Annotated in this window: 24 protein-coding genes; 7 read left to right on the forward strand and 17 right to left on the reverse strand. The window is 40.0% G+C overall.

The annotated features are described in order from the left end of the window. Positions 1-16: 16 nt before the first annotated feature. Positions 17-475, reverse strand: a complete 459-nt coding sequence (locus ACO1XM_RS04910) for a DUF6265 family protein (RefSeq protein ID WP_486226408.1) — start codon at positions 473-475, stop codon at positions 17-19. Between the two features lie 90 nt (positions 476-565). Beyond that, positions 566-1,381, reverse strand: a complete 816-nt coding sequence (locus tag ACO1XM_RS04915; RefSeq protein ID WP_486226410.1) for a DUF6597 domain-containing transcriptional factor — start codon at positions 1,379-1,381, stop codon at positions 566-568. Between the two features lie 300 nt (positions 1,382-1,681). Here ACO1XM_RS04915 and ACO1XM_RS04920 point away from each other — a divergent pair, with 300 nt between their 5' ends. Beyond that, complete coding sequence (locus tag ACO1XM_RS04920) at positions 1,682-2,881, forward strand: hypothetical protein (protein WP_486226412.1); 1,200 nt, start codon at positions 1,682-1,684, stop codon at positions 2,879-2,881. 108 nt (positions 2,882-2,989) lie between these two features. After that, positions 2,990-3,556, forward strand: coding sequence for a Crp/Fnr family transcriptional regulator (locus ACO1XM_RS04925; RefSeq protein ID WP_486226414.1), 567 nt, complete (start codon positions 2,990-2,992; stop codon positions 3,554-3,556). Here ACO1XM_RS04925 and ACO1XM_RS04930 read toward each other — a convergent pair. From ACO1XM_RS04930 to ACO1XM_RS04950, 5 genes are all read right to left on the reverse strand, one after another. Then, a complete protein-coding gene (locus tag ACO1XM_RS04930; protein WP_486226542.1) occupies positions 3,553-4,338 on the reverse strand; it encodes an alpha/beta fold hydrolase in 786 nt (261 codons plus the stop codon). The genes ACO1XM_RS04925 and ACO1XM_RS04930 overlap by 4 nt on opposite strands. Before the next feature lie 300 nt (positions 4,339-4,638). After that, positions 4,639-5,934, reverse strand: coding sequence for a S41 family peptidase (locus tag ACO1XM_RS04935; RefSeq protein WP_486226415.1), 1,296 nt, complete (start codon positions 5,932-5,934; stop codon positions 4,639-4,641). 290 nt (positions 5,935-6,224) lie between these two features. Then, entirely contained in the window at positions 6,225-7,142 is a 918-nt protein-coding gene (locus ACO1XM_RS04940; protein ID WP_486226417.1) for a TIGR01777 family oxidoreductase, read from the reverse strand. 61 nt (positions 7,143-7,203) lie between these two features. Continuing rightward, positions 7,204-7,560, reverse strand: coding sequence for a hypothetical protein (locus tag ACO1XM_RS04945; protein ID WP_486226419.1), 357 nt, complete (start codon positions 7,558-7,560; stop codon positions 7,204-7,206). A gap of 83 nt (positions 7,561-7,643) precedes the next feature. After that, positions 7,644-8,141 (reverse strand): GbsR/MarR family transcriptional regulator, encoded by a 498-nt coding sequence (locus ACO1XM_RS04950; protein WP_486226421.1) that lies wholly within the window; start codon positions 8,139-8,141, stop codon positions 7,644-7,646. A 169-nt stretch (positions 8,142-8,310) separates the two neighbouring features. Here ACO1XM_RS04950 and ACO1XM_RS04955 point away from each other — a divergent pair, with 169 nt between their 5' ends. Beyond that, positions 8,311-9,015 carry a DUF4386 domain-containing protein gene (locus tag ACO1XM_RS04955; RefSeq protein ID WP_486226423.1) on the forward strand — a complete coding sequence of 235 codons (705 nt, stop codon included), beginning with the start codon at positions 8,311-8,313 and terminating at the stop codon, positions 9,013-9,015. 6 nt (positions 9,016-9,021) lie between these two features. Here ACO1XM_RS04955 and ACO1XM_RS04960 read toward each other — a convergent pair whose 3' ends face one another. The 5 genes from ACO1XM_RS04960 to ACO1XM_RS04980 all read right to left on the reverse strand — a co-directional run bounded on the left by ACO1XM_RS04960 (position 9,022) and on the right by ACO1XM_RS04980 (position 12,555). Beyond that, positions 9,022-9,636: a Crp/Fnr family transcriptional regulator gene (locus tag ACO1XM_RS04960; protein WP_486226425.1), complete on the reverse strand. Its 615-nt coding sequence runs from the start codon at positions 9,634-9,636 to the stop codon at positions 9,022-9,024. A 50-nt stretch (positions 9,637-9,686) separates the two neighbouring features. Further along, positions 9,687-10,166, reverse strand: a complete 480-nt coding sequence (locus ACO1XM_RS04965; RefSeq protein ID WP_486226426.1) for a hypothetical protein — start codon at positions 10,164-10,166, stop codon at positions 9,687-9,689. Positions 10,167-10,301: 135 nt separating this feature from the next. Then, complete coding sequence (locus ACO1XM_RS04970; protein ID WP_486226428.1) at positions 10,302-11,273, reverse strand: hypothetical protein; 972 nt, start codon at positions 11,271-11,273, stop codon at positions 10,302-10,304. Positions 11,274-11,283: 10 nt separating this feature from the next. Further along, complete coding sequence (locus ACO1XM_RS04975) at positions 11,284-11,973, reverse strand: SGNH/GDSL hydrolase family protein (RefSeq protein WP_486226430.1); 690 nt, start codon at positions 11,971-11,973, stop codon at positions 11,284-11,286. A 6-nt stretch (positions 11,974-11,979) separates the two neighbouring features. Continuing rightward, positions 11,980-12,555 (reverse strand): hypothetical protein, encoded by a 576-nt coding sequence (locus tag ACO1XM_RS04980; protein ID WP_486226432.1) that lies wholly within the window; start codon positions 12,553-12,555, stop codon positions 11,980-11,982. 172 nt (positions 12,556-12,727) lie between these two features. Here ACO1XM_RS04980 and ACO1XM_RS04985 point away from each other — a divergent pair, with 172 nt between their 5' ends. Both ACO1XM_RS04985 and ACO1XM_RS04990 read left to right on the forward strand, forming a co-directional pair. After that, positions 12,728-13,783: a sensor histidine kinase gene (locus ACO1XM_RS04985; protein WP_486226434.1), complete on the forward strand. Its 1,056-nt coding sequence runs from the start codon at positions 12,728-12,730 to the stop codon at positions 13,781-13,783. Beyond that, the gene (locus ACO1XM_RS04990; protein ID WP_486226436.1) at positions 13,780-14,481 is read left to right on the forward strand and encodes a LytR/AlgR family response regulator transcription factor; all 702 of its coding nucleotides are present in this window, start codon (positions 13,780-13,782) and stop codon (positions 14,479-14,481) included. The genes ACO1XM_RS04985 and ACO1XM_RS04990 overlap by 4 nt, the downstream gene beginning before the upstream one ends. A gap of 3 nt (positions 14,482-14,484) precedes the next feature. Here ACO1XM_RS04990 and ACO1XM_RS04995 read toward each other — a convergent pair whose 3' ends face one another. The 3 genes from ACO1XM_RS04995 to ACO1XM_RS05005 are packed head-to-tail and all read right to left on the reverse strand — an operon-like array spanning position 14,485 to position 17,459. Further along, complete coding sequence (locus ACO1XM_RS04995) at positions 14,485-16,533, reverse strand: HelD family protein (protein WP_486226438.1); 2,049 nt, start codon at positions 16,531-16,533, stop codon at positions 14,485-14,487. 54 nt (positions 16,534-16,587) lie between these two features. Continuing rightward, on the reverse strand, positions 16,588-17,106 hold the full coding sequence (locus tag ACO1XM_RS05000) for a hypothetical protein (RefSeq protein WP_486226440.1): 519 nt from the start codon (positions 17,104-17,106) through the stop codon (positions 16,588-16,590). Positions 17,107-17,108: 2 nt separating this feature from the next. Continuing rightward, the gene (locus ACO1XM_RS05005) at positions 17,109-17,459 is read right to left on the reverse strand and encodes a hypothetical protein (RefSeq protein WP_486226442.1); all 351 of its coding nucleotides are present in this window, start codon (positions 17,457-17,459) and stop codon (positions 17,109-17,111) included. A 242-nt stretch (positions 17,460-17,701) separates the two neighbouring features. On the opposite strand from ACO1XM_RS05005, the gene ACO1XM_RS05010 reads away from it, so the two are divergent. Both ACO1XM_RS05010 and ACO1XM_RS05015 read left to right on the forward strand, forming a co-directional pair. Next, a complete protein-coding gene (locus ACO1XM_RS05010) occupies positions 17,702-19,063 on the forward strand; it encodes a M28 family peptidase (protein WP_486226444.1) in 1,362 nt (453 codons plus the stop codon). Between the two features lie 330 nt (positions 19,064-19,393). Further along, positions 19,394-20,422: a dienelactone hydrolase family protein gene (locus ACO1XM_RS05015; RefSeq protein WP_486226446.1), complete on the forward strand. Its 1,029-nt coding sequence runs from the start codon at positions 19,394-19,396 to the stop codon at positions 20,420-20,422. Positions 20,423-20,461: 39 nt separating this feature from the next. Here ACO1XM_RS05015 and ACO1XM_RS05020 read toward each other — a convergent pair whose 3' ends face one another. Together ACO1XM_RS05020 and ACO1XM_RS05025 are read right to left on the reverse strand one after the other, a co-directional pair. Beyond that, on the reverse strand, positions 20,462-21,412 hold the full coding sequence (locus ACO1XM_RS05020; protein WP_486226448.1) for a pectinesterase family protein: 951 nt from the start codon (positions 21,410-21,412) through the stop codon (positions 20,462-20,464). A gap of 1 nt (position 21,413) precedes the next feature. Then, positions 21,414-22,754, reverse strand: a complete 1,341-nt coding sequence (locus ACO1XM_RS05025) for a pectate lyase family protein (protein ID WP_486226450.1) — start codon at positions 22,752-22,754, stop codon at positions 21,414-21,416. Positions 22,755-22,756 lie beyond the last annotated feature (2 nt).

The following is a 22,756-nucleotide window of genomic DNA, read 5'->3' on the forward strand; positions in this document are numbered from 1 at the left end:
GTCAGCGCATGACAATTCACTCAGCAGAAAAGTCGAAGTTTTGCTTGATGTACTTGTTCTTTTTTAAGCCTTCAATACTGGCAAAGAGCTGGTTTTTAATACGCCTGTAGGCAATCCGTTGCGGAAAGTCATGGTTGGGATTTGTACTGATAAACTCTGCCCTGCCGATAAATTGTAAAGAAAAACTTACAGGCTGATTGTTGTTTTGCCCTTCCACCGTTGGTGTATAATACCACTGCCCTTTTCGCAAAGCGAGTTGTATCACTTCCTGGGGTATCGTGTCATTATTTGGTTTAACAAAAAAACTCTTCCCTGAAAAAGTGCTGTCATTTAATACACTCCATTGCTCAACAACATAGCCCTGGCCCGTATTAATCTTCCAGGTACCTAACATCCATTTTAATGATTCAGTTGCTTGTGCATTTGCACGTGTGCTTAGCACAATCAGTATCAGGCAAGTAAATAGTCTTTTCATAGCAAGCCGCTTCAGATTTAAATTGATGAGTGATTTGATCAGGTCAAAATTATAACACAGATCAGCTATAAAATTGTAAAAAGACGACAACTAATCGCCATGGATAAACAAGGCTGACATCTTCAGACTATCTGCATAAAACTGTTTGGGCGTCATGCCTGTAAACTCTTTAAAATCCTTAATAAAATGAGCCTGATCAAAATAGCCATGCTCAACAGCCAATGAAGCTAAGTTCGCGAACTGCTTTTGCTCCAGGTTTTTTAAGGTATGTTGCAGGCGAATGATTTTGGCTAATTGCTTGGGACTAAGGCCAACGGTAGCAGCAAACCTTCTTTCTAATTGCCTTCTGGAGGTGCTCTGTTGTGTTGCCAGCTGATCCACACTCAACTGACCTTTCAGGGATAACAAGACATCAACACTCGATGCAGTAAGCGCGTCAATGGTATTTTTATCCTTCAGTCTTTTCAATAAAAAAGTTTCAAGGATCGCAATCCTTTCTATATGATGGGTTGTGCGAATTACCTCTGTCTCCAATTGGGTACCCTCCTGTCCATACAATTCAGTCAAGGCCACTGCACGGTTCTCCATAGCCGATACTGGCATGGTAGTGAAAGGAATAAAACCATCAGGATGAAACCTTACGGCAATAATGCCTGTAACTCCGGTAGGTGCTATTTCCAATGGCTTGGTGAGTTGCCCGAAAACAAAACTGCGGGGTTGAATAAAATTACTTTCATCATCGCGGAATTGTTTGTACTGATCGCCATAGTGTATAATCATTTCCATACAACCATCAGGAACTATCTTTTGCCGTTCCGGATGCGCTTCAGCAGGTGCCATTAAAGTCCAGTAGCATTTAACAAAATCAGCTAATAACTCAGATGGAAGATAAGTCTGATAATCCATAATTTGTTTTACCGAAACTACTATTTCGGATTGGGATAATCAATATTGCTCGAGGTTAGAGGCTCGAAGTTAGAGGATAAATGGTTACTTAATTTATTCTTTAAGGGAAGGTTCCTGCCGAACAACAAACAACCATCAACGAACAATGAACAACGAACAACGAAAAAAGCCCCCAGACACATTGTTAAGCCCGCAGCCCAATTCTAATCTCATTTTAATCCCTTTATAGCCTCCTCATACAAACTAATGTTTCTTTGGCTCGTTCTTTGTAATAATCTGTTTACATTAAACAACCATGTTATGAAAACGCTTAGGTTAAAAATGCTGTCGCTGTTTTTCCTGCTGAGTGGAGGAATAGCACTCATTGCGCAGGACTTTCAGGCTGAAGTTCCTGGGGATGATTTCAGCCTTGAGGGTGCACTCGAACTCTTTAAGAAATCAAGCTCGCCTGAAGAATTTGAACGATTGCTTAATTCCGCTGACGCCAGGGTAAACAACCTGGATTTGAACGGGGACGGCCAAATTGATTATATACGGGTAATTGATAAAAATCGTGGCAATGTTCATGCATTCATTCTGCAGGCTGTCATATCCGACAATGAAAGTCAGGATATAGCGGTGATTGAGCTGGAGAAACTGGCAAACGGAAAAGCAGTGCTTCAAATTACTGGTGACGAGGATATTTATGGCATTGAAACCATTATAGAACCCACCGATGAGGTACGCATTAACGCAGGAACCATGACTACACGAACTGTGGTGAATGTATGGGCCTGGCCATCGGTTCAGTATATTTATAGCCCCTACTATACCGTGTGGGTTTCTCCATGGCACTGGCACTTACGGCCAGTTTGGTGGAGCAGCTGGAGACCTATAGGCTACTATGACTATTACAGCTACTGGAATCCTTACAGACCTTATTATTCGCATTGCCATACCCACAGAGTAGCATATGCCCGTGACTTGTATCGCCCACACAGAACATCTTCGGTAGTGGTACACAACAGGCATCACGATAGGGTTGTTCAATACAGAAGCTCGAGGCAGGCTAATGAAAGAAACTATAGCAATAACAATAGCAGTCGCGCTGAGAAAGGTGGTTATGCGAATGGAGGAACACGCACTTTACAGACCAACGAAAAGCAAAGGACTGAGAGGAGTTTTGACAGCACGCCTGACAAACAGTACAGCAGTCGTGAAGAAAAACAACAATACAAACCTGTTGAGCGAAGTAGCAACTCCGATAAGCAAACTTTTGAAAAAAGTGAGCGTGTTAAACAAAGTTCTTCTTTCAACAGAAGTGGTGGTGACAAAAATAAACAGGAATATTCTCAACGTAGTTATACACCCCAGCAGAAAAGCAGTAATACTTTTCAGCGGTCGAGTTCAAGTAATGGAGGCAAGAGCTCAGCGTCACGCGAAATTAAATCGAATAACGGTGGCTCGTCAAACCCCACCTTTAAGCGAGCCGACAATTCTAGTAGCAGAAAGAAAAATTAGTAGTAAAAAAGAGGAAGGTAAAATCTTCCTCTTTTTTTTATTAACAATTTCAAAATTAAGTTATCAGGTACAATGCTGTAATTTGCAGGCTGAATTAACTTAACATATATGCTCAGTCCCGAATTTCATGTAGACCATGCATCCGATGAATTCTCAAAAAAGCTATTCACAACCATTCAGCAGATAGGTAGTACGCGAATTATCAAAGCAGGTGAAGCCATTGTTAATACTGAAATACCAGCTCCCTTCTTCTTTTATATAAAAAATGGCATTTTTAAAACCACCAAAATGCTGGGGCAAGAAACTCACATCCTAGGTTTTACATTTAAAGGAGATTTGGATGGCGACCCTGCTACCCTGTTGCAACCTCCTATTCAAGCCTTTAAAATTATTGCATTAATTGACAGCGAGATAATATGTTGTACCTGGAAAAATCTTGAAAAAAGCCTGGGTGCAGAAAAGTATCATTTGGTACTTAACCACTTCCTGATACGCTATGTTCACACTTTGCAAAATCGCCTCATTGAAGCAATAGCGCTAACTGCAGAACAGCGTTATAAGAATTTAATCATGTTACACCCCAAACAAATTGCAGCCATACCGTTGGCTGATCTTTCAGCTTATCTGGGTATAACACCGCAAAGTCTCAGCAGGATAAGAAGTTCAAAATTTTAAGCTTGCCTATGCAGCTGTTGGAAATCATGATAAGCTTCTAAAAATGACACGCTATCCTCCAAATGCGGCCAATGACCGACATGCTGATTCAATCTGAAAACTTTTGGATTTGGAATAAGCTGTTCGTAGCGCCTGGCCATATGTTCACCTGAATTTGGATCTGCAGGTCCGTTGATGTAGCAAATACGAATCATCGTTTCCTGCATAGCTGAAATCCATCGAAGCTGATACCGATATTTTTCAAAAACAAGCCGTCCTAAGCGATAGGAGATGTTCTTTCCCTCATTATAGATTAATACATCCCAGAGTTGGTTGAGTAATTCCTGTGAGGGGCGACTTTGTTTACCAAAAAGCTGGCAAATAGATTTTTCAATCAACGATCTGCTCAGTAATTGATTAATAAGTCTGCCGCACCAATCGGGCGACTGTGACAGTAATCGTTGTATCAAACGCGGTTTATAGACATCCATAAACAAGCCACCATTTACAAAGGCTATCGAACTGATTTCAATATCTAAACGCTTATCCTTTTGCTGGGCGATGAGTTCTTGTGCTACACTGGCCCCCAGATCGTGCGCTACTACGTGTACTCGTCTCACGCCTAGATGTTGCATCAGCAATGTTATGTGAAGAACATAGTCTTCATAAGTATAGTTGTGGTATTGTGGCTTATCAGAAAAACCAAATCCCAATAAATCAATAAGTATCACGCGGTTAGACTTGCTCCAGACCTTTACAACATCCCTCCATTCAAAGCTGCTATAAGGATAACCATGAATCACCAAGATAACCTCACCATCGCCCTGCGCTATGTAGAATATTTTGTTTTCCTGAATTTGAAAAAAATGCCCTTTAGATAATCATTCCTTTACATCACTGTGCATATTTTATGAATTACTGATTGTTGAACAAGTTTAAGCAATCAGGGCATGTGAAAACAGTATCCAAGTGGGCAATTGTCTTCAAATTAACATATGGTAAGTATTGGCAGGCACAATATTTATCACCTTTAAAATTATTGGATTGTACCCGCCAACGTATTTCTATTAGTAAATTATAGATTCACCTTACTTACAGAGTTATTATTTCTTTTCATTTAATGATTTCATTGCATAGTCCAGTATATAATCTGTACCCTTGTATAAACTATCAGGTTGCATGAGTAATATATCCGGTTTGACAGAATGTATCGTACTGTCTCCATTCACACGCACAAACGTTCTGGCAGGCGCATAAACTAATAATTTAGTATTAGGCAAACGGAAAGCTTCAATGTTACCCGTCTGATTCGCATAGCCACCTGTTGGTCTGCCGATCAGTGTGGCAATCTTATGATCCTGCACATTAGTAATAAAGATGATGCCTGCTGAATAGGTCATCTCGTCCGATAACACAAGCACCTCACCATTAAATCGCTTATCATGGGCTATAGGTTGTATAATATCTTCATCGTCCATGTTCATCGTAATTAATGATCCTGGTTTCCCTTTGTAATTAAACCATCCGGCATTTCCTTCATGGATACGTTCGTAGGCATTTGAAACCTGGTTGATCGGTTTACTTGTTAAATATTGAAGTACATAAGCGCCTGCATCTGATTGACCGCCTGTATTACCCCTAACATCTATAATGAGTTTCTTTATTTCATCTTTCTTGATAGTTGCAAAAGCATCATCAATAAAATGCTTATAGGCCTCCAGATGTTCGTCTACATCAAAACTGTTTAAGCGCAGGTAAGCCACATCTGCTATCATTTCAAGTCTGTTGTACTGAACCGTATTTATCTCCAGGCTTTTCCATTCATCAGCAGCCTTAAGTGCAATGTTTACTTTACCTTCATTGAGTGTAAGTTCAAAATCATCTTTCCAACCGTATAAGGTATAGAGCCAATGATGAAAAAGTAAGGTTGTCATGTGCTTCCTTAACCGGCTTGTTTCTCCATGACTATATTGTTCAATGGTTCGAATCACTTCACCGGCAGGTACACCATTAATAGATTCAATGCGCATAGTCTTGTCGAGTAAAACCTTGTCAGCCAGGCGCTGATAGCTGCGTTCAGGATATAGGTACCCTTGCTCATTGAGCACAACATGAAAAGGAAACAGTTTTGCTCCACGACTTATATCCCGATTGGCTTCATCCGTTAAGGGGAAAACAAGGCAATGTGCATCGTTAAAATAAGGATTCAGCAGCGCAATCTTTTTAAAGAAGGACTTTCTGTCCATCGCACTCGTTAAATCTGCTTTGATCTTATTTTTAATGAATTCAATTGAATCCTGTTGGGCGCGCTGATAAAAATTGACGTGTCGTTTTTCCAGTGTCTCAATAAGGTAATCTACATCGGCTCGTAATGCGGAAGGTGGGTATAGTTTATCCATCTCATCATCCGTTAAATTTTCTGATGAGCACCTAAAAAGGGTGAGAACAATTATCAATAATGAGGTGATTCCCATTCTGTTGTTGCATTTCATGGTCAAGGTGTTTCGTATAGTTTTTAAGGCTGCTTAAACAGCTTTTACGACAACGAGACGCCTCATAGCATCGAAATGTTACTTGGGGGTTTACATCTTAACTTAGGGTAATAAAATTTTTAAGAATAGGAAATATGAAAACTAAAGCTATGATGAATTGATTTTACAAATGATCCATTCAGTTCATACTTTATTGTTTAGTTTTTTAAATCAGCCAAAGCGTCTTTCATTACAGGAAATTCAAATACAAAGCCTTCCTTAAGCAGGCGCTTTGGTACCACTCTCCTGCTTTTCATAACTAACTCTGTTTCTGTTTTGATAAGCATTGCGCCAAGCTTCAGTAAATAAGAAGGTAGCGGTATACCAAAATGCATGGCGAGTGATCTTCTCAAGTCTCGCATAAAGTCGGTGTTAGTAATCGGGTTTGGAGATACTACATTGTATACTCCTCTAGCTGTAGAATTTTTAAATAAGAAATCAACTGCGTTAACAAAATCTTTTTCATGAATCAAACTCATGTATTGTTTACCTGATCCTTGTTTTCCGCCCAAACCTAACCTAGCCAACATTTTTAATGGCTTGATGGCACCATCGTCTTTACCCAACACAATACCGATGCGCATGATCACTTTTCGAGTATCCGCTAATTCAAACTTGGTAAACGATTGTTCCCATTGTCTGCACACATCCACTGAAAACCCTTCACCTATCTCGCCAGTGTATTCATCCATGGCTTGATCAATGGAGTAGCGATAAATGGTGGCTGAGGAAGCGTTAATCCAACAAGCAGGCGGCTGTTTACAATTGAGAATGGCTTTGCCTAAGGCCTCAGTTGCTTCAAGTCTTGTCGCATAAATCAATTGTCTATTTTTTGTTGTATAGCGGCAGTCAACTGACTTGCCATTAAGATTAACCACAAGATCAGCACCCTCCAGGTGTTTGGTCCAATCACCATGATGCTTTCCATCCCAGTGCACATATTGAACACCATCGACTCGTTGCGATGTCCTTCTGGTTAGGATAATTACTTCATGTCCTTGTTTCAAGAAGTGATTGGTGAGTAACGTACCGAGAAAACCACTACCACCTGCCAGGATAATTTTTGTCTTATTCATATTTATAAACGTGAACCTGTTAAATAAAAAGGGCATTGCTTGTGCAACGCCCTTATCAACCTTAAGCTATATTCTCGCTGGCTCTTTTACGGAGTTTGAAGAAAACAAAGAGATTGAAGAAATGCATACCCCCCAGAATCAGAATGATGGCACCGAGTTTAAGGCTAAGCGCCTCAACAACAACTTGTACACTGCTTATTTCAGTAAATATTTTGAGTGTATATACAGCATAACCAATGTTAATCAGGTAGAAGCCGACCAGCAGAAGTCTGTTTACACTATCAGCCAGCAGCTCATTTTGGTGAAAAATGTCAACTAAAAATACTCTGCCATTCTGAAACAAGGTTCGTGCTACGTAGATAGTCAAGGCAATTGTGATTGGCAAGTACAAAGCGTAGGTGAGCAAGATGTAGTTCATTACTGTATTATTTAAGGTTAAACAAATATTTAAGTGATTTCATTATTTTCAATAAGTTTTGAAACTTTAGGTTATAAAAAAAATTAAAGCTTCAGTAATAATTTATAAAACCAGTTTTGATCGGATTTTGTAAACTTCTCTATCATACCATCCACTTTACTTGAAAAATCATACAAGTCTTTGGTCACTTTCTTAAATTCTGCAATCTGTTTCTTGTCATCACCTTTGACCTGTTGTACTTCACCAAGTACTTGTAACACCGGCTCTATCTCGCGCCTTCTTCTCTCTCTGGAAACCTGCTTTGCCAATTCCCACACATCTTTGCCGGTGCTAAAAAACTCTCTTCTCTCCCCTACTTTGTATTCCTTTTTTACAATTCCCCAATCCATCAGCGCTCGTACGTTCATATTCACATTCCCCCTCGACATCTGCAACTCATCCATAATATCTTCAGCGGAAAGAGGCTCTGTTGACAGTAATAGCAAAGCATGGATTTGTGCCATTGCTTTGTTAATACCCCAACTGGATCCTAGTGTACCCCAGGCCTGAATAAACTTATGTTTTGCTTCGCTGTATTCCACGGATCAAAGGTACATTTTGTTTTCTAATTTTCAAATATTTTTGAAAGTTTAATAAAATAAAGTGGGGGAAGGAGGAATTTAATGTCTAATTAGCTCATTTATAGAATCTGATGATCGCTGGCTATTACTTAACCAAAGTCAATGCGTGTCATTCTTTGGCTGTATAACTATGCAGCTGATAAAAATTAATAACCACATGACACAAACACGCAGCGCTATTTCTGAAAGAAAAGCCGCCCTGATAGCTGGTTATGCTTTGCTGCTCCTGGCTGCTCTTGCAGGCTATGCCTATGGTTATGCTTTTCAGTATATGTATATACCCTCGGATGCCGATGCCACGTTTTTGAATCTGCGTGCCTCTCCTCTACTATTCAGGAGCGTCATCCTGTGCTTTGTCGTCATACTACTACTCGACATTGTTGTGGCCTGGGCGCTCTACCTCTACTTCAGAAATATTAATGAAAGACTTTCACTATTGACTGCCTGGATAAGATTAATATATGCACCCATGCTGGGTGCTTCCCTGCTTAGCTTACTGGCAATCATGCCTGATGGTGCTTATCCTGTACAGGACGCTACTGTAGTCATGCGCAACCTTCAGCACTTTTTAAATACCTGGTCTTTTGGCTTGATCATCTTTGCTTTTCATTTATTAATACTTGGCTATATCATGATGAAGTCAGCACAGCTGCCAAAGGGGGTGGGTTTATTAACACTTTTTGCCGGACTGTGTTACCTGGGAACCAATACAGCCAATCTGCTTTTCAGTGATTATAAACAATATCAATCGTTGGTAGAAAGTATGTTGGCTATACCCATGACTTTAGGTGAGTTGGTACTTGCCTTTTGGCTGATCGTAAAAGGCGGTAAGTAAACTTAGTTATTGAGCCTTTACTATTCTTTTACGGATGCGGCTTAACGATTCAGGTGTAACACCAATATAACTCGCTAACTGATGCTGTGCTACCCTTTGTATTAAATCAGGTCTGTTCGTTTGCAGGGATGTATAGCGTTGCTCTGGTGTAGATGACATGAAGTTTGCAAAGGCCGTCTGTGTTTTTCCAAAGTCCTGCTCCATCATCATTCTGGTAACTTTTTGTAATGCCGGAACTTTCTCGTATAAAGTATTTTCACTGTTTATGTCACCTACCAGTAAAATACTGTCTTCCAGGCAGACTAAATAGCTATCGGATTTTGTTTGATTTGTATAGCTCGTAAACAAGACTACAGCTTGTTCTTCCGTGTAAAATTCAATTGTCTGTTCCGTACCATCACTCAGTTTATATTGCCTTAAGCACCCCTCCAATACGAAGTAACATTCGGTAGAAATTTCACCAGCTTTTACAAGTTCGGTATCCTTCTTAAAGGCTTTAACGATGAGATGCTTCATTAGAATGTCAATCTCATCCTCAGTAAAAGTGTTGAACCGATTAATAAAAGCAAATAGCAATTGCTGTGGCCTGGTGTCTGGGTATGCCTCCGTTGTTTTTATCATGATCATTAAAGAATGCCTTAGAATTTTATGCGAAGATTGATTAGGTCTTATTAATCCCAATCCCAATCATGGTCATCTGAATCCCCATCAGTATCTCCATAAATTCCAAGTGGCATTTTAAAATAGGTACCAGGACAAAAATAGGTATCACCACCTACACTTCGTACTCTCAAATCAAATCCTAAAAAATAGTTTGCCCAGAGGGATCCTTGAAAGCCGGCTTTAATTGCTCTTTCTTTGGTTCTGAATTCAATTAATGGACCTACAGCCAAACCAGCCAAGCCAATACCAGTTTGCACTTCGCTATAAATTCTAAACTTTTGTTTTTCAAACTCAATGGCTGCATCAAAACTATAAGGAAATTTTTCGTAGTTCCAATAAGCCAGTTCGAGTGAAAATGACCAACGGTTTTTCTCCCCCCCTATATTGTAATGCAACATAGGTCCGAGCATCCATACTTCTTTAGTCTGTGCTGCTACTTTTCCTCCAGCCATTACAGCTATTATGAGACAGAATAATGTTGTTTTCATCTTAACCTAAATATCCGAATTAATTTCAAAATTTAATAGAATAAAAAAGCCATCCCTATCTGCGGGATGGCCTAAGGTATCTCACTTATGGCTGTTTAATTAACCTAAACCAAACCTATGCCGTGTGCGTCAACCTTATTTAGTTAGATTATTTACTAAATGGTGAAAGTTAATCCAAAATATATTACCTGTGCTGTTTTGTATTTGAGTGGAGGTACTCATAATATCCTGATAAGTAGCTGTATTTTGACTAAAAGTATGTTGAAGATTATGACGGTCACTGGTTATAAATAATGCCTTACCGTCTGGTGAAACGTACGGACAATAGTCTAATTGTTTAGAGTTAATGCTCTTTAGATTAACCGCTGACATCCAGTGACCTTTTTCATCTTTTTTGCTCATGTACAAGTCCCCGCCTCCGGTATCATCTTTTCTACCGTAAGATGTAAAAATGATGTATTGTTCATCTGGATCAACGAAGGCATTGAATTCGTAGAATTTGGTGTTTACTGCGGTATCCAGGGGCACTGGCTTTTGATAGGCATTGTCTTTAAAAACTGACTGATAAATATCTTCCCTTCCAGGTCCCTCTTTATAGGAAGCAGTGAAGTATAAATTTCCGTTTTTTGCAACAGAAGGATAGAACTCATCACTTTTTGTATTAATTACTTCGCCCAGGTTTACAGGCTCTGACCAGGTGTCACCTTGTCTTGTTACCTTCCAGATATCAAAATCTTTTATCTGGTTGCCGCTTAACGGACGATTGGAAGCAAAGTAAAGTGTTTTACCATCTGCACTAAAGGCTGGTTCAAGATCGCTATACCTGCCTGCAAAAGGAGCAATACTTGGTTTTGTCCACTCTCCTTTAATTCTTTTACAAAACACAATAGTTTGAAAAGTAGATTTAGGGGTGGAAACAGTAAAGTAAATTTCCATGCCATTTGGAGATATTGCAAAATCGCGTTCGTTAATAGGTGTTGAGATAAATCCAGCGCCCAATAGTGTTAAATCAATGGGTGGAGAGGATAGATCCAATTGCTGCGCCTGTAATGAGCAGGTGCAGAGGAACAGTAGGAAAATGGCTTGTTTCATTTGTATTGGCTTCATGATTACATGTTCAATTGGAAAACAATGATTGGTAAATAATATGGGCTGCCTTAGTGCTACCTTCCACTGAAGGGTGAAAACCATCAGCTCCGTAATAGGTGAAATCATTCGTTGCATCCATATAAGTCTTCCAGACCTCACCTACAGGGCATAACATGGACTCGGTTTGCAGTGCCGCATCGCGGTAATTATTAATTACACCCGGAAAGGTCTGATAGTTGGCGCGTGAAGGCCACACCATGAAGAAAACAAGCCTTGCTCCTTTTTCCTCGCATACTTTTTTAAAGCGTGCTCCATAGTCCAGTAACATGGCTCTTCCATCCTGCTGCGATGACGGACCCTGCTGTACAATTACATAATTAAAGTTCTTTTCATTCATTAACTTTTGAAAGTTTCCATCCTGCCAATGGTCTTCCAGTGCGTAGTTGGGATATGCCAGCATCTCTGTTTCAATCTGAATATCGTTAGCAGCTGCAATATCTCGCACCATCGCAGGGAGGTCATTGGTGTATGTAAGACTATTGCCTACAAAAAGTATCCTGAAAGTTGGTTCAACATAGCTACTATCATTTCCATGTTTATTCGGCTGAGTAACCTTATGCGCATCCTCCTTTTCCTGAATTACTGCTGTCTCTTTAGCACAGGCTACCTGCATCAATATAATGATCAGTAACAGGCATAAATTATTACGGTGTAACATAGGGTATTATTTTAATTTGATCATCTGTTGTGTTTCAGCTGCTATATCATTTATGTTCTTCATGATGCTGGCCCGATTCTTCGAAAAGCCAATAAAACGATGGAACAAGAATAAATTTTGCTTTGATTGAACTTCTTTAACATCGCTTGCCTGGTATTGTAATGCAATATTCGTCATGTATACTTCAGCTTGTTCCAGCATCTTGATTCGTTTATAAAGTTTTAACAATTGTTCATGTAAACGGAAATCCACGATATCGCTGTTGCGGGTGTCAATGGCATATTCTATTACAGAATAATTATACTGTGGCTGCAGGTAATAATATTGATTAAAATCTCCGACAATATTCAAATTCAACAGGCTATCCCATTTTTTGCTATTATCTTCCTGATACTTTGCCATGGAAGGAAAGTAAAACAAGATTTCATTAATTTCTTGCTGCAGACTTCGCATCACTTTCTCACGCTCAGCGGCCTCCTTATTGTTCTCACTCCATCCATTTAAAAGAAAAGCAACCGAAACACCTGTAATCACAATAATCAAATCCAACAAGGGTTTTAATGTTATGAAAAGGTTTGGCATATTTTCAAATTTACTGATCTGCCTTTAAAACTATTGTTTTGAAAGCATTCAGGCCAATCCCTTAAACCGAATTACGTTCTTTGTCAACAGAAAGCATTTTTCTGTCAACTAAAACATCCTGCGGTACTGTTAAAACTCTGTGTGATTGCTTTACTTTGAACTTGTGTATATAATGAAAAGGATAAGGAATCACATACTCTTCTGGCTGGCTTATATTCTTTTTAAGGCCTACTTGAATATTTCTTCTGACGCCCTTGATTTCGTTTTCGATACAAAAGAGGTTTGGATGCGTTTCGGACAGTTGCTTCTGGTTCAATTGACTTTTCTCACCATCAAAATACCCTTAATCTATTTAAGTTTTTACTGGCTTAATCAATACCTTAACAATAATGAATGGTTTACGAAAGCCTCCATTGCATTTACCGCCAGCTTTTGTTTGGCTGTTGTATTGATGTCAGTTCTTAATCATTACCTTATTCTACCTTTTATTCTTCAATATGAGGGTGAGCACAGTGCAATATTGAATCCGGGCAGCTTATTGTATCACGCTTTTAGTCTTGCTTTTATTACCGGCATCGCGCTGGCTATTAAATTAATACGCATTCAGGCACGCATTCGGCTACGTGAATTGTCACTTGAGAAAGAACGGGCCAACACTGAACTGAAATACCTGAAGGCACAACTCAATCCTCATTTCCTATTTAACACCTTAAACAATATCTACTCCCTTGCCCGAAAGGAATCTTCTCATACGCCAGAAGCCATACTTAAGCTATCGAAGCTGATGCGTTTTATGCTTTATGAGGCTAGTAAAAGCGACATCTTATTAACAGAAGAAATCAGGATGATAGAAGATTACATTAGTCTTGAACGGCTTCGCTATACAGATCGGCTAACAATTACATTTAATAACAGTGTCGACAATCCTAACCAACGTATCGCGCCACTACTGTTAATACACTTTGTTGAAAATGCCTTTAAGCACGGACTCAGTGAATCGCGCAGCGATGCCTTTATTAAAATCGATATAACACTTACAAAGGGGCTGCTGCAAGCAAGTATCATGAATAGCAAAGCTGAGAAAAATACAAACAATGAAAGCACAAGTTCCATTGGACTCGAAAATATAAAGCGCCAATTGGAATTAATCTACCCAGCGCATAGATTGGTCATTCAGGATGAAGCCACTATCTTTACCGTAGCACTTAGTTTGACACTGAGCAAATGACCATACAATGCCTTATAGTTGAAGATGAACCCCTGGCGGCAGATATCCTGAAAGATTACATTGCGAAAATTGCTCACTTAAAATTAGTAGCCGTCTGTTCAGATGCCTTTCAGGCAATGGAATACCTGAGCAGTCAGCACATTGATCTTCTATTACTGGATATTCACCTGCCTGGATTAAAGGGACTGGATTTTCTTAAAACATTGAAAAATCCGCCAGCTGTCATCCTTACCACAGCTTACCATGAATATGCCTTGCAAGGATATGAATTCAGCGTAAAGGATTATTTGCTTAAGCCCATTGAATTCACCCGTTTTGTTGAAGCCATTAATAAGGTAAACATTCCCACTACCGATAGTACAACGAAAAGTGTTATCACAATTTATGCCGATAAAAAAAATTGCGTCGTTGCGATTGACGAGATCACTTACATAGAAAGCCAGAAAGAATATATTAATGTAAACACCATATCTGGTACCTATACGTCAAAATACGCCTTAAGCAAAATAGAAGAAGAATTGGATCCCCATAAGTTCTGGCGTATACACCGCTCGTTCATAATTGCAGTCGATAAAATTCAATCCTATAACACACAAGAAATTTCCATTCAGGGTAAGCAAATTCCCATCGGGGGCAACTACAGAGAAGAAGTACTCGAAAAGTTAAAGCTACGCTTCGGTACAACAAAACACACGTAGATGCTAAGCTTTCAAAAAGTTTGACGAGGCTTCGCTATACGTTAGCATCAGTTTATGCATAGCCCTGGTGCAGGCAATATAAAGCATACTCCTGTCCACCATCGTCTGGTAATTGCGTTCCGAAACAAATGGAACGATCACCTGATCAAACTCAAGGCCCTTGGCTAAATGAACAGTGGTGACAACAACACCTTCTTTAAATGAGGTACTCTCGGGTGTGAGCAAATGAAAGCTGCCTTGTGTTAATTGCTTAGCTACAAATTTAGCTTGCGATAATGTCTTACAAATAATACCCAAGGAACGATGTCCTGTATTTTTAAATGAACCAATATATTCTTTAATAAAATCAGCTTCTTCGGTATTGGTATTAAAACCTTTTATCTGTGGCGCTTCACCATGTCGCTCCATGGCTATTAGATCAGCGTTAGGTAAAATGCTTAGCGCAAAATGGGTGATCTCATAGGTAGAACGATAACTTCGTAACAGTTTTACAATATCTGCCTGTGGAAATACCTGCTCAATCGTTTCCATGGTAGAAGCACTGTAAGGATTAACCGCCTGCTTTACATCGCCCAGAATTGTTTTTTTACATTTAAATAAGCGAGACAGTACTGAATACTGAACAGGTGTATAATCCTGCATTTCATCTACAAGCAAATGTTTAACGTGGTCGTAGGTTTGCGCACCTTCCAGCCTGATCTTGCAATAGATCAATGGAAATACATCGGCATATTCCAGCTGACCATTGGCAGACATTTTAAACATGTCAGGTTTGCCTGCCCAGGTGTAAAAGTTTTTATACAGGTCGATGACACTACTCATGGTGAACATGCGCGGAATGGCTTCCCAGATTTTAGTCTTGTCGTTACCATTAAGCTTGCGCTGTGTTTCATTACGCACATATTGCTGCACTTCCTTTACCACTTCATGAAAGCGTTTGAGCATAGGCATACGTTGCCAGGCCCTGAAACGTTCCTGAATATAAGGTCCGGGCACCACCATGCCAGACACCCTGATTTCTGTGGCTTTAAAATAATTATTCTCTACGTGAATCAAGTAGCGGTTTAACTGACTCAAAAATTCAAATGAAGATTTGAATTTGATTCTTTCAATAAAAGACTCATCTGGCTTTTCCAGTATTTGTGCTACCTGCTGGTGAAAGGATTGAAAGGGAAATTTATTCTCCAATACTTCAGTGGCTAATTCTTCCATGCCCATCTCCGGTATATGCTCCTCACCCAACTCAGGTAATACATTAGAGATATAATCAGAAAAAACCTTGTTAGGTGAAACAATCAGAATGTCCTTGGCAGAGATGCTATCGCGATAACGGTATAATAAAAAAGCGATTCGGTGCAAGGCGATAGATGTTTTGCCCGAACCTGCCACCCCCTGAATTACCATTACACTGGCTGTCTCATTTCGGATTACAGCATTCTGATCGCGTTGAATGGTGGCTACGATATTTTTCATCTTATCGTCAGCCGACTTGCTGAGTTCTTTTTGCAATACATCATCATGAATGTTCACCGCATTCTCGATGGTAAACTCCATGATGCCTTCACGAATTTTATACTGACGTTTAAGAGCTATGTTGCCCTTCACCTGACCAGAAGGTGTTGCATAGGAGGCATCTCCTAACTCAAAATCATAAAACATAGACGATACGGGTGCGCGCCAATCGTAAATGAGGTTTACTCCCTGCGATTCATCGGTAAAGGTGTAAATACCAATATAGATAGAGTTGCGTTCTCCCTTCAGGTTGATAAAATCAATGCGGCCAAAATATGGAGAAGAACCAAGCTTCATCAGCTTACGCTTTTTCGAAACAGCCGACTCTCCTGTAAAAGCCATCCGGTTAATAGACTGATCAGCGGCTACCATGTCCGCTTCATCCATGCCCGATTGATTTTCGTAGATGTATTCCTTGTTAAGACGCAGTTCGTTAGAAAACTGTTTTACACTTTGATCCACACTGCGAATGGCCAGCAGTAATTTTTCTTTGATGATTTCGAGGTATTCCCGCTCTTCTTGCTCCGTTTGGTTGATCATGCCTGCTTAAAACAGCAAAGATCGTGAAATTATCAAAAGAGAGAAAATATGAATTTAAAAAGCTGAGGATGCCAGCCACACCAGACCAACAAAACCCAGACTGATGGAAACACCTTTAACAAGGCCAATACGCTGTGAGCGTTTTAACTTAGTATTCATTTTTTCCAAATCATTCGCACAAAGCCGCAGCTGCTCATCGTAGGTGGCAGAAATGGTTTTGAGTTCTTCGTAGGACTTTTGAAAAAGCTTACTTCTCTCCTGCTCCGTTTCAAATTTCCGTTGAAGTAGTGCATGGCTTGAATCCGCTACCTGCTGATTTTTCAAAAACGCTGTCTGATTGGCGCTTAGTAATGCTTCTCTTTGCAGATAATAATTGGTGGTTAATGTCAATGTCTTCAATGCATCCTGACTCAAGTGATAATAGGTCTTATTGTTTCTGTTTTGTTTATTGAAACTAATCTGAACCTTGTTTGGAAAGGTAAGTGTCGTTGTATCCTTCGCCACAATTAAACCTTGCGCGCTTCCGAGAACAGGAGAAAGCGCAAGTAGCACTATAAATTCTTTATACTTCATGATTATTGGCAATCTAAGGTCGTAACACCTATTTTATGCATTTCATTACAATAAGCGAGCTGGATAGAATCTAGTTTGGATAAATTACTGGCTATGCTCACACGGTTTCTTACAGACTTTTCGCTTAAAGTCAATAATGCCTGATCGAGTGACTTCATATATTGCCTGAGCACACTATCGCGTTGATATACTTGTTTGTCAAGCCGTAAAGTCTGTTGTTTGAGAGAATCAGCAACCTGAATATGTCTGGCAATTTTACTTTCGTAATCATTTTTAACATCTACAAAACAGTAGATTACTGCCACAAGTAAAAGTGCTGCTGCAACCCATATCAGGTACTTTCTTTTTTGCATATGCCAAATTAAACAATGTCCGATGCTTTTCTAACGGGCTGAATAAAAGTATTAGGTTTAGAACCGGAGGTGATAACAATTGAGTGAATTTTGATTTTGCAGTGGCCGAAAGACCATCTCCTCCTTCGCTTAAACCAGATGGTGATTTAGCAGGGATAAAGGGCAATTTCGACCGCTCATACTTCTTTTTATACTTCAACAGCTTAGTTTGCATTACTTCGCGCCAACTCAAACCTACGGATATGAAAAGGCTTTTCACGTGCTTTATCGCGACATTATTAACTGCAGTTAATGTTTTATTTGGGCAAACAGTACCCCCACAAGTTGATGTACGGATGTATGATATTGTTTCAGCCGTATCGGCAGAACGGCTTGAAAAAGACATTCGTATACTGGCAGATTTTGGGACGCGCAACACTTTTTCTGATACCGTTTCGACCACCCGAGGGATTGGGGCAGCACGCAGATGGATAAAAAGCGAATTCGACAAAATTTCAAAAGACTGCAATAAGTGTCTGGAAGTATTTTACCAGAAAGACCTTGTAACGAAAGAAGGCAATCCACGGGTGCCCAAAGATGCCTGGGTAGTCAATGTGGTGGCTATTCAACGTGGTACTGAGTTCCCGAATAACTTCATTATCATGTCAGGAGACATCGACTCCAGGGCCAGTAATACCATGGACTTTGAAATTGATGCCCCTGGTGCCAACGATAACGCTACAGGTATGGCGGGTGCCATCGAAGCAGCAAGGGTGCTATCCAAATATAAATTCAGACACAGCATTATTTATGTTGGTTTGTCTGGTGAAGAACAAGGTTTGTTTGGCGGTGCTGGTTTAGCACGCTATGCCAAAGAAAAAGGCTGGAATATTTTAGGTGTACTGAACAATGACATGATCGGAAACATTGAGGGCGTAAATGGTGTAATCGACAATCGTTCCTTCCGTATCTTCTCAGAACCAGTACCACCCACTGAAACAGAGCAACGCAGAAACCAACGGAGGTTCTACGGGGGTGAAGTAGATGGCATTTCCAGACAACTGGCCCGCTATGTGCATAAACAAACAAAAACTTATATGCCTGAAATGAATCCGATGATGATTTATCGCCTGGATCGTTTTGGCCGTGGCGGACATCACCGCCCTTTCAATGATGTGGGTTTTCCAGGGATTCGCATTATGGAAACCAACGAAAACTACAACAGGCAGCATCAGGATATTCGTGTAGAGGATGGTATTAAATATGGTGACGTTATTGAAGGTGTGAATTTTGAGTATTGTAGAAAATTAACCGCGGTGAATGCCTTAACGCTGGCAGGTATTGCCTGGGCACCTCCTGCGCCAACCAATGTAAGCATTGGCGGAGCGGTACAACCTTCTACCAAATTAAGTTGGGATGCTTTACCTACCGATAAAGTGGCTGGTTATAAAATTTACTGGCGTGATACCACCTCACCTACCTGGGATAATTCGCGTTATGTTGGCAATGTGAGTGCCTTTACTTTAGAGGGCATTGTAATTGATAACTACTTCTTTGGTGTTTCGGCCGTTGACAAGAGTGGCAATGAATCTGTGATTGTATTTCCGGAGAAATTGATCAGGTAGCTTAGGCTAGCTGCAAAAATGCCATTGTTAGAGTAAGACTGACAATGGCATTTTTATTTTTATGCGTATCTGTAAAGAATTCTAAAATGATAGCGCAATTATTACGATTCCAATGAAATCAGGCAAAGTAATGCAGGCACTTTGCTGATCGCTTTGTTAAGCATTATTCCAACTCATTCCTTAAACTTATCAGAACACTTTTTACTTTGTTGCCATTTTTAATAAGGCATTAAGTTCAATTCATACCTATACTGGCTTATTGTTACGCTTTAAGTTTTAAAATCTTGACATTTAGGATTATAGTTTATCGATAATAAGGAATCAGCTGTTATGGAAAAATATAATTACTCTAAAATTTGTAAGTCTTTATCATGTTTTTCAAAATACATCGTATTGTTTTTTGGTTTGATTGCATGCAGTAAGGATAATCCAGGTAAGAATAATAAGATTAACGATCCTGTACCCATTGATGAGAATACAAGTACGATTTTACTGGAGGTTATAAATGAAAGCGATGGCAAGACCATTCCTGTCTACCTAGCCCTGCCATCAGAAAGATCGACTCCCTTAAAAGCTGTATTGGTGCTTCATGGTTCCGGAGGGCCTTGGGATGACGATGATTTAGATGGAGATGGAATTGTTGAAACATGCAATGTCGGTACGCCTTCCCGACAGACCAGAGAATGGCGCGATTTATTGGTGGATAATGGATTTGCAGCAGTTTTTGCAGACAGCTATTCCCCACGTAATACTTGCGAGAATGAAGATGCTTATAAATACCCTCCTTTAAAATTTGTTATTAGTGGAACCTTCATCAGAAACAGAGATGCTTACGCTATTTTGGATTTACTGAAAAGGCTTGTTTGGCAAGGAAGCGAAACGCCTGTAATTGATCATGACCGCATTGCACTCGTTGGTTTTTCTGATGGAGGCACTTCGGCTGAATCTACCTTATATGACATAACAGCAACACCTGCTGGGTGGCAATGGAAACAATCTTTTAGCGGAGTCACCTATACAGCCGAAGTATTGCCCCCACCAGATATTGCTGAAACAGATCGATTTGTAGCCGGTGTCTTCTATTATCCCGGATCATTTCACAATAGCTATTATGGCAATATTTGCAGTGGCAACGGAATTTATAAAAGTTATTGTGATGTATTGTTTAACTTGCCCGAAGAAGATCCGTTAACCGATAATTCAAGATGCCTTGTTGAAACCATGATACAAAATGGAGGTGGTGTACCTACTGTGTTTGATTATCCAGGCCAGGATCACGGCTTTGATGATGAAGATACACCCGAAAGTGAACTTGCGCGAACGCGTACACTTGAATTCATTCAATCAAAAATGAATTAATTATTTTTTTTCAAAAAGATTAAACTTAATTGATCAATACTAATCAACCCACCATTTATCACCAAGCACTTTTGTTAGCGTGAAATTAGCCAAATCCTCCTCTTTCAGTTGATGAGACCAGGCGACACGTGCTTTGTTGTTTGCACCTTCACCCGATGAATTAAATTCTGCATAGAAGGAAGTTTTTTCTGCATCTGGTTTATTCCAATTGTGCCAGCCTTCTGGTTTAATCAGTTTATCAAGCTGGCAGTTGATGAATACTGTTTTAGCAAAGGGCCTCCAGGGTCTGCCTAAATAGATGGCGTGATCAGGAGCATCGCCAGTAATCTTGCAGTTTAAAAAGACAAAACCATGTGCAGTTCCCTCAAGGGTAGAAGCAGCCGTAACATACATCCCTCCTTTTTTGGTGAAGATGGTACAGTTCTCAAAATAAGCAGTTGACCAGCCAAAGATGTAATCGACAGTACCTTCGATATAACAATCTTTGTAATACTGTCTGCTCTTTTCTCCATGCGCATAAAGCGTATCTTGAAAACCCAAAAAGCGACAATTAATAAATTGTACTTTATCACCAGAGATGCGCACAGCCACTGCTTGCCCGACAGGCCCTGCTGAATTTTCGAAGGTGATATTCTCGGCAATAAAATCATCTGCGAAAATAAAAAAGCTTGATGAACCCGTTGTACCAATGGCTTCACCAAAAGCATTTTTCTTGGCAGCAAAATCATCGTAGGTAAGAACGGTTTGCGAAACATCCTCCCCTACCATGCGCACTTTTGTTTTAGAGGTGGCCAGGGTTAGTTTTTCTTTATATACTCCTTTCTTAACAAAAATGGTTGTCTGATTTTGTCTGAAGTCTGGCACCGCATTGAAAGCAGCCTGCACTGTTGTGAAATCACCGGAGCCATCAGCAGCCACAACAAAATCATATTGTGCCAGGCAAACTGTTGTGCTGATAAGATAAAGTATTGTAACTAATATAGAACGCATACTACTTAACAAGGCTATTTAAGTACATTTCAATATTCGTATACTGTTTATTTAAACTAAACAAAGCATTATCTGCCGCATCTTTTGGGTTCAGTTTGTTTTTTGTTTCCCATGCATCAGGCATACCATCCTGATCACTGTCCGTTTCAGCGGGTTGAGATTGCAACACAGGCCAACCGCCAACATCTTGTTGTGAGTCGATGATGCCGTTCTTGTTTTTACCGTTAGCTGAAAACCCTTCTTTTACCTCTTGGATAAGACGTGCATCTGCCTGATCGCGCTTATATGAAGCCCCCACTTGCTGTAAAACCATTTCGAATGCCTTCTCTGCTGATTGCAAGCGTATAGGCATAACGTTAAATGGCTTAGCTGTATAACTGGAGTCAACATGATCGGCAATGATGCCTAATTTGTTATTGGCCGAGATTGTTGGGTTTCCATCCAAGTAATTACCACTTAAATGAAATGTGCCATAAGGCTGTGAAGGATTAACAAGTCTGTCGCGTTTGGATTTAGCAGTAGCAGGGCCAGGCTTGTAATAGTTGTTGATCATATTATACCTTCCTTTCTCACCACCATAACTGTTGTTGTTCATCCAGTTATACACTACGTTATTACTAAAGTCTACCAATTCATCAGGTGAATTAGGTGTGGTTTTAGATCCGCTGAAGCGCGGTAAGCGACTGTTGTGATGTGCCAGGAGGTTGTGGTGAAAAGTAGCCTTCTGTCCACCCCAGATACCACCATAGCCGTGATCACCTTTGGCATGAACAGATTCATTTAAACTTTCCGCGATAATACACCACTGTAATGTGAAATTCTTATTGCCGTAGAAAGATGCACTCTCATCGGTAGCCCAGCTCATAGAACAATGATCAATGATCATATTTTCCTGACGGGTAGCAGAAATAGCATCATCCTGTTGCGCTTTCTCATCACCTAAACGAAAACGCATATAACGAATAATTACGTTACCCGCTTTTATTTTCATAGGATAATTGCGTAAACAAATTCCGTCACCCGGTGCAGACTGACCAGCAATAGTTAAGTCGCCATAATTTACATCCAACACAGATTCAAGGGCAATGGTACCCGACACAGCAAAAGTGATGATGCGTGGTTCCTTTTTTCGTATGGCTTCCCTTAAACTACCCGGACCGCTATCATTGAGATTCGTGACAACATATACCTTTCCCCCTCTGCCACCTGTTGTAAATTTACCAAAGCCTTCTGCTCCCGGAAAAGCAAGACCAACTTCATCCTCAGACAAGTTTTGCGTATTCGCGCAACTGCTCATAAACACCAAACCAGAAATTAATATAATACTAAAGTTCCACTTCATAT

It is taken from the genome of Chryseotalea sp. (assembly GCF_057350905.1).

Excerpts from the sequence above, each read along its gene's own strand:
- ACO1XM_RS04910 (WP_486226408.1), bottom strand. The coding sequence starts at position 475 with ATGAAAAGACTATTTACTTGCCTGATACTGATTGTGCTAAGCACACGT.
- ACO1XM_RS04915 (WP_486226410.1), bottom strand. The coding sequence starts at position 1,381 with ATGGATTATCAGACTTATCTTCCATCTGAGTTATTAGCTGATTTTGTT.
- ACO1XM_RS04920 (WP_486226412.1), top strand. The coding sequence starts at position 1,682 with ATGAAAACGCTTAGGTTAAAAATGCTGTCGCTGTTTTTCCTGCTGAGT.
- ACO1XM_RS04925 (WP_486226414.1), top strand. The coding sequence starts at position 2,990 with ATGCTCAGTCCCGAATTTCATGTAGACCATGCATCCGATGAATTCTCA.
- ACO1XM_RS04935 (WP_486226415.1), bottom strand. The coding sequence starts at position 5,934 with ATGGATAAACTATACCCACCTTCCGCATTACGAGCCGATGTAGATTAC.
- ACO1XM_RS04940 (WP_486226417.1), bottom strand. The coding sequence starts at position 7,142 with ATGAATAAGACAAAAATTATCCTGGCAGGTGGTAGTGGTTTTCTCGGT.
- ACO1XM_RS04945 (WP_486226419.1), bottom strand. The coding sequence starts at position 7,560 with ATGAACTACATCTTGCTCACCTACGCTTTGTACTTGCCAATCACAATT.
- ACO1XM_RS04955 (WP_486226423.1), top strand. The coding sequence starts at position 8,311 with ATGCAGCTGATAAAAATTAATAACCACATGACACAAACACGCAGCGCT.
- ACO1XM_RS04960 (WP_486226425.1), bottom strand. The coding sequence starts at position 9,636 with ATGATAAAAACAACGGAGGCATACCCAGACACCAGGCCACAGCAATTG.
- ACO1XM_RS04965 (WP_486226426.1), bottom strand. The coding sequence starts at position 10,166 with ATGAAAACAACATTATTCTGTCTCATAATAGCTGTAATGGCTGGAGGA.
- ACO1XM_RS04970 (WP_486226428.1), bottom strand. The coding sequence starts at position 11,273 with ATGAAGCCAATACAAATGAAACAAGCCATTTTCCTACTGTTCCTCTGC.
- ACO1XM_RS04975 (WP_486226430.1), bottom strand. The coding sequence starts at position 11,973 with ATGTTACACCGTAATAATTTATGCCTGTTACTGATCATTATATTGATG.
- ACO1XM_RS04980 (WP_486226432.1), bottom strand. The coding sequence starts at position 12,555 with ATGCCAAACCTTTTCATAACATTAAAACCCTTGTTGGATTTGATTATT.
- ACO1XM_RS04985 (WP_486226434.1), top strand. The coding sequence starts at position 12,728 with ATGAAAAGGATAAGGAATCACATACTCTTCTGGCTGGCTTATATTCTT.
- ACO1XM_RS04990 (WP_486226436.1), top strand. The coding sequence starts at position 13,780 with ATGACCATACAATGCCTTATAGTTGAAGATGAACCCCTGGCGGCAGAT.
- ACO1XM_RS04995 (WP_486226438.1), bottom strand. The coding sequence starts at position 16,533 with ATGATCAACCAAACGGAGCAAGAAGAGCGGGAATACCTCGAAATCATC.
- ACO1XM_RS05000 (WP_486226440.1), bottom strand. The coding sequence starts at position 17,106 with ATGAAGTATAAAGAATTTATAGTGCTACTTGCGCTTTCTCCTGTTCTC.
- ACO1XM_RS05005 (WP_486226442.1), bottom strand. The coding sequence starts at position 17,459 with ATGCAAAAAAGAAAGTACCTGATATGGGTTGCAGCAGCACTTTTACTT.
- ACO1XM_RS05010 (WP_486226444.1), top strand. The coding sequence starts at position 17,702 with ATGAAAAGGCTTTTCACGTGCTTTATCGCGACATTATTAACTGCAGTT.
- ACO1XM_RS05015 (WP_486226446.1), top strand. The coding sequence starts at position 19,394 with ATGGAAAAATATAATTACTCTAAAATTTGTAAGTCTTTATCATGTTTT.
- ACO1XM_RS05020 (WP_486226448.1), bottom strand. The coding sequence starts at position 21,412 with ATGCGTTCTATATTAGTTACAATACTTTATCTTATCAGCACAACAGTT.
- ACO1XM_RS05025 (WP_486226450.1), bottom strand. The coding sequence starts at position 22,754 with ATGAAGTGGAACTTTAGTATTATATTAATTTCTGGTTTGGTGTTTATG.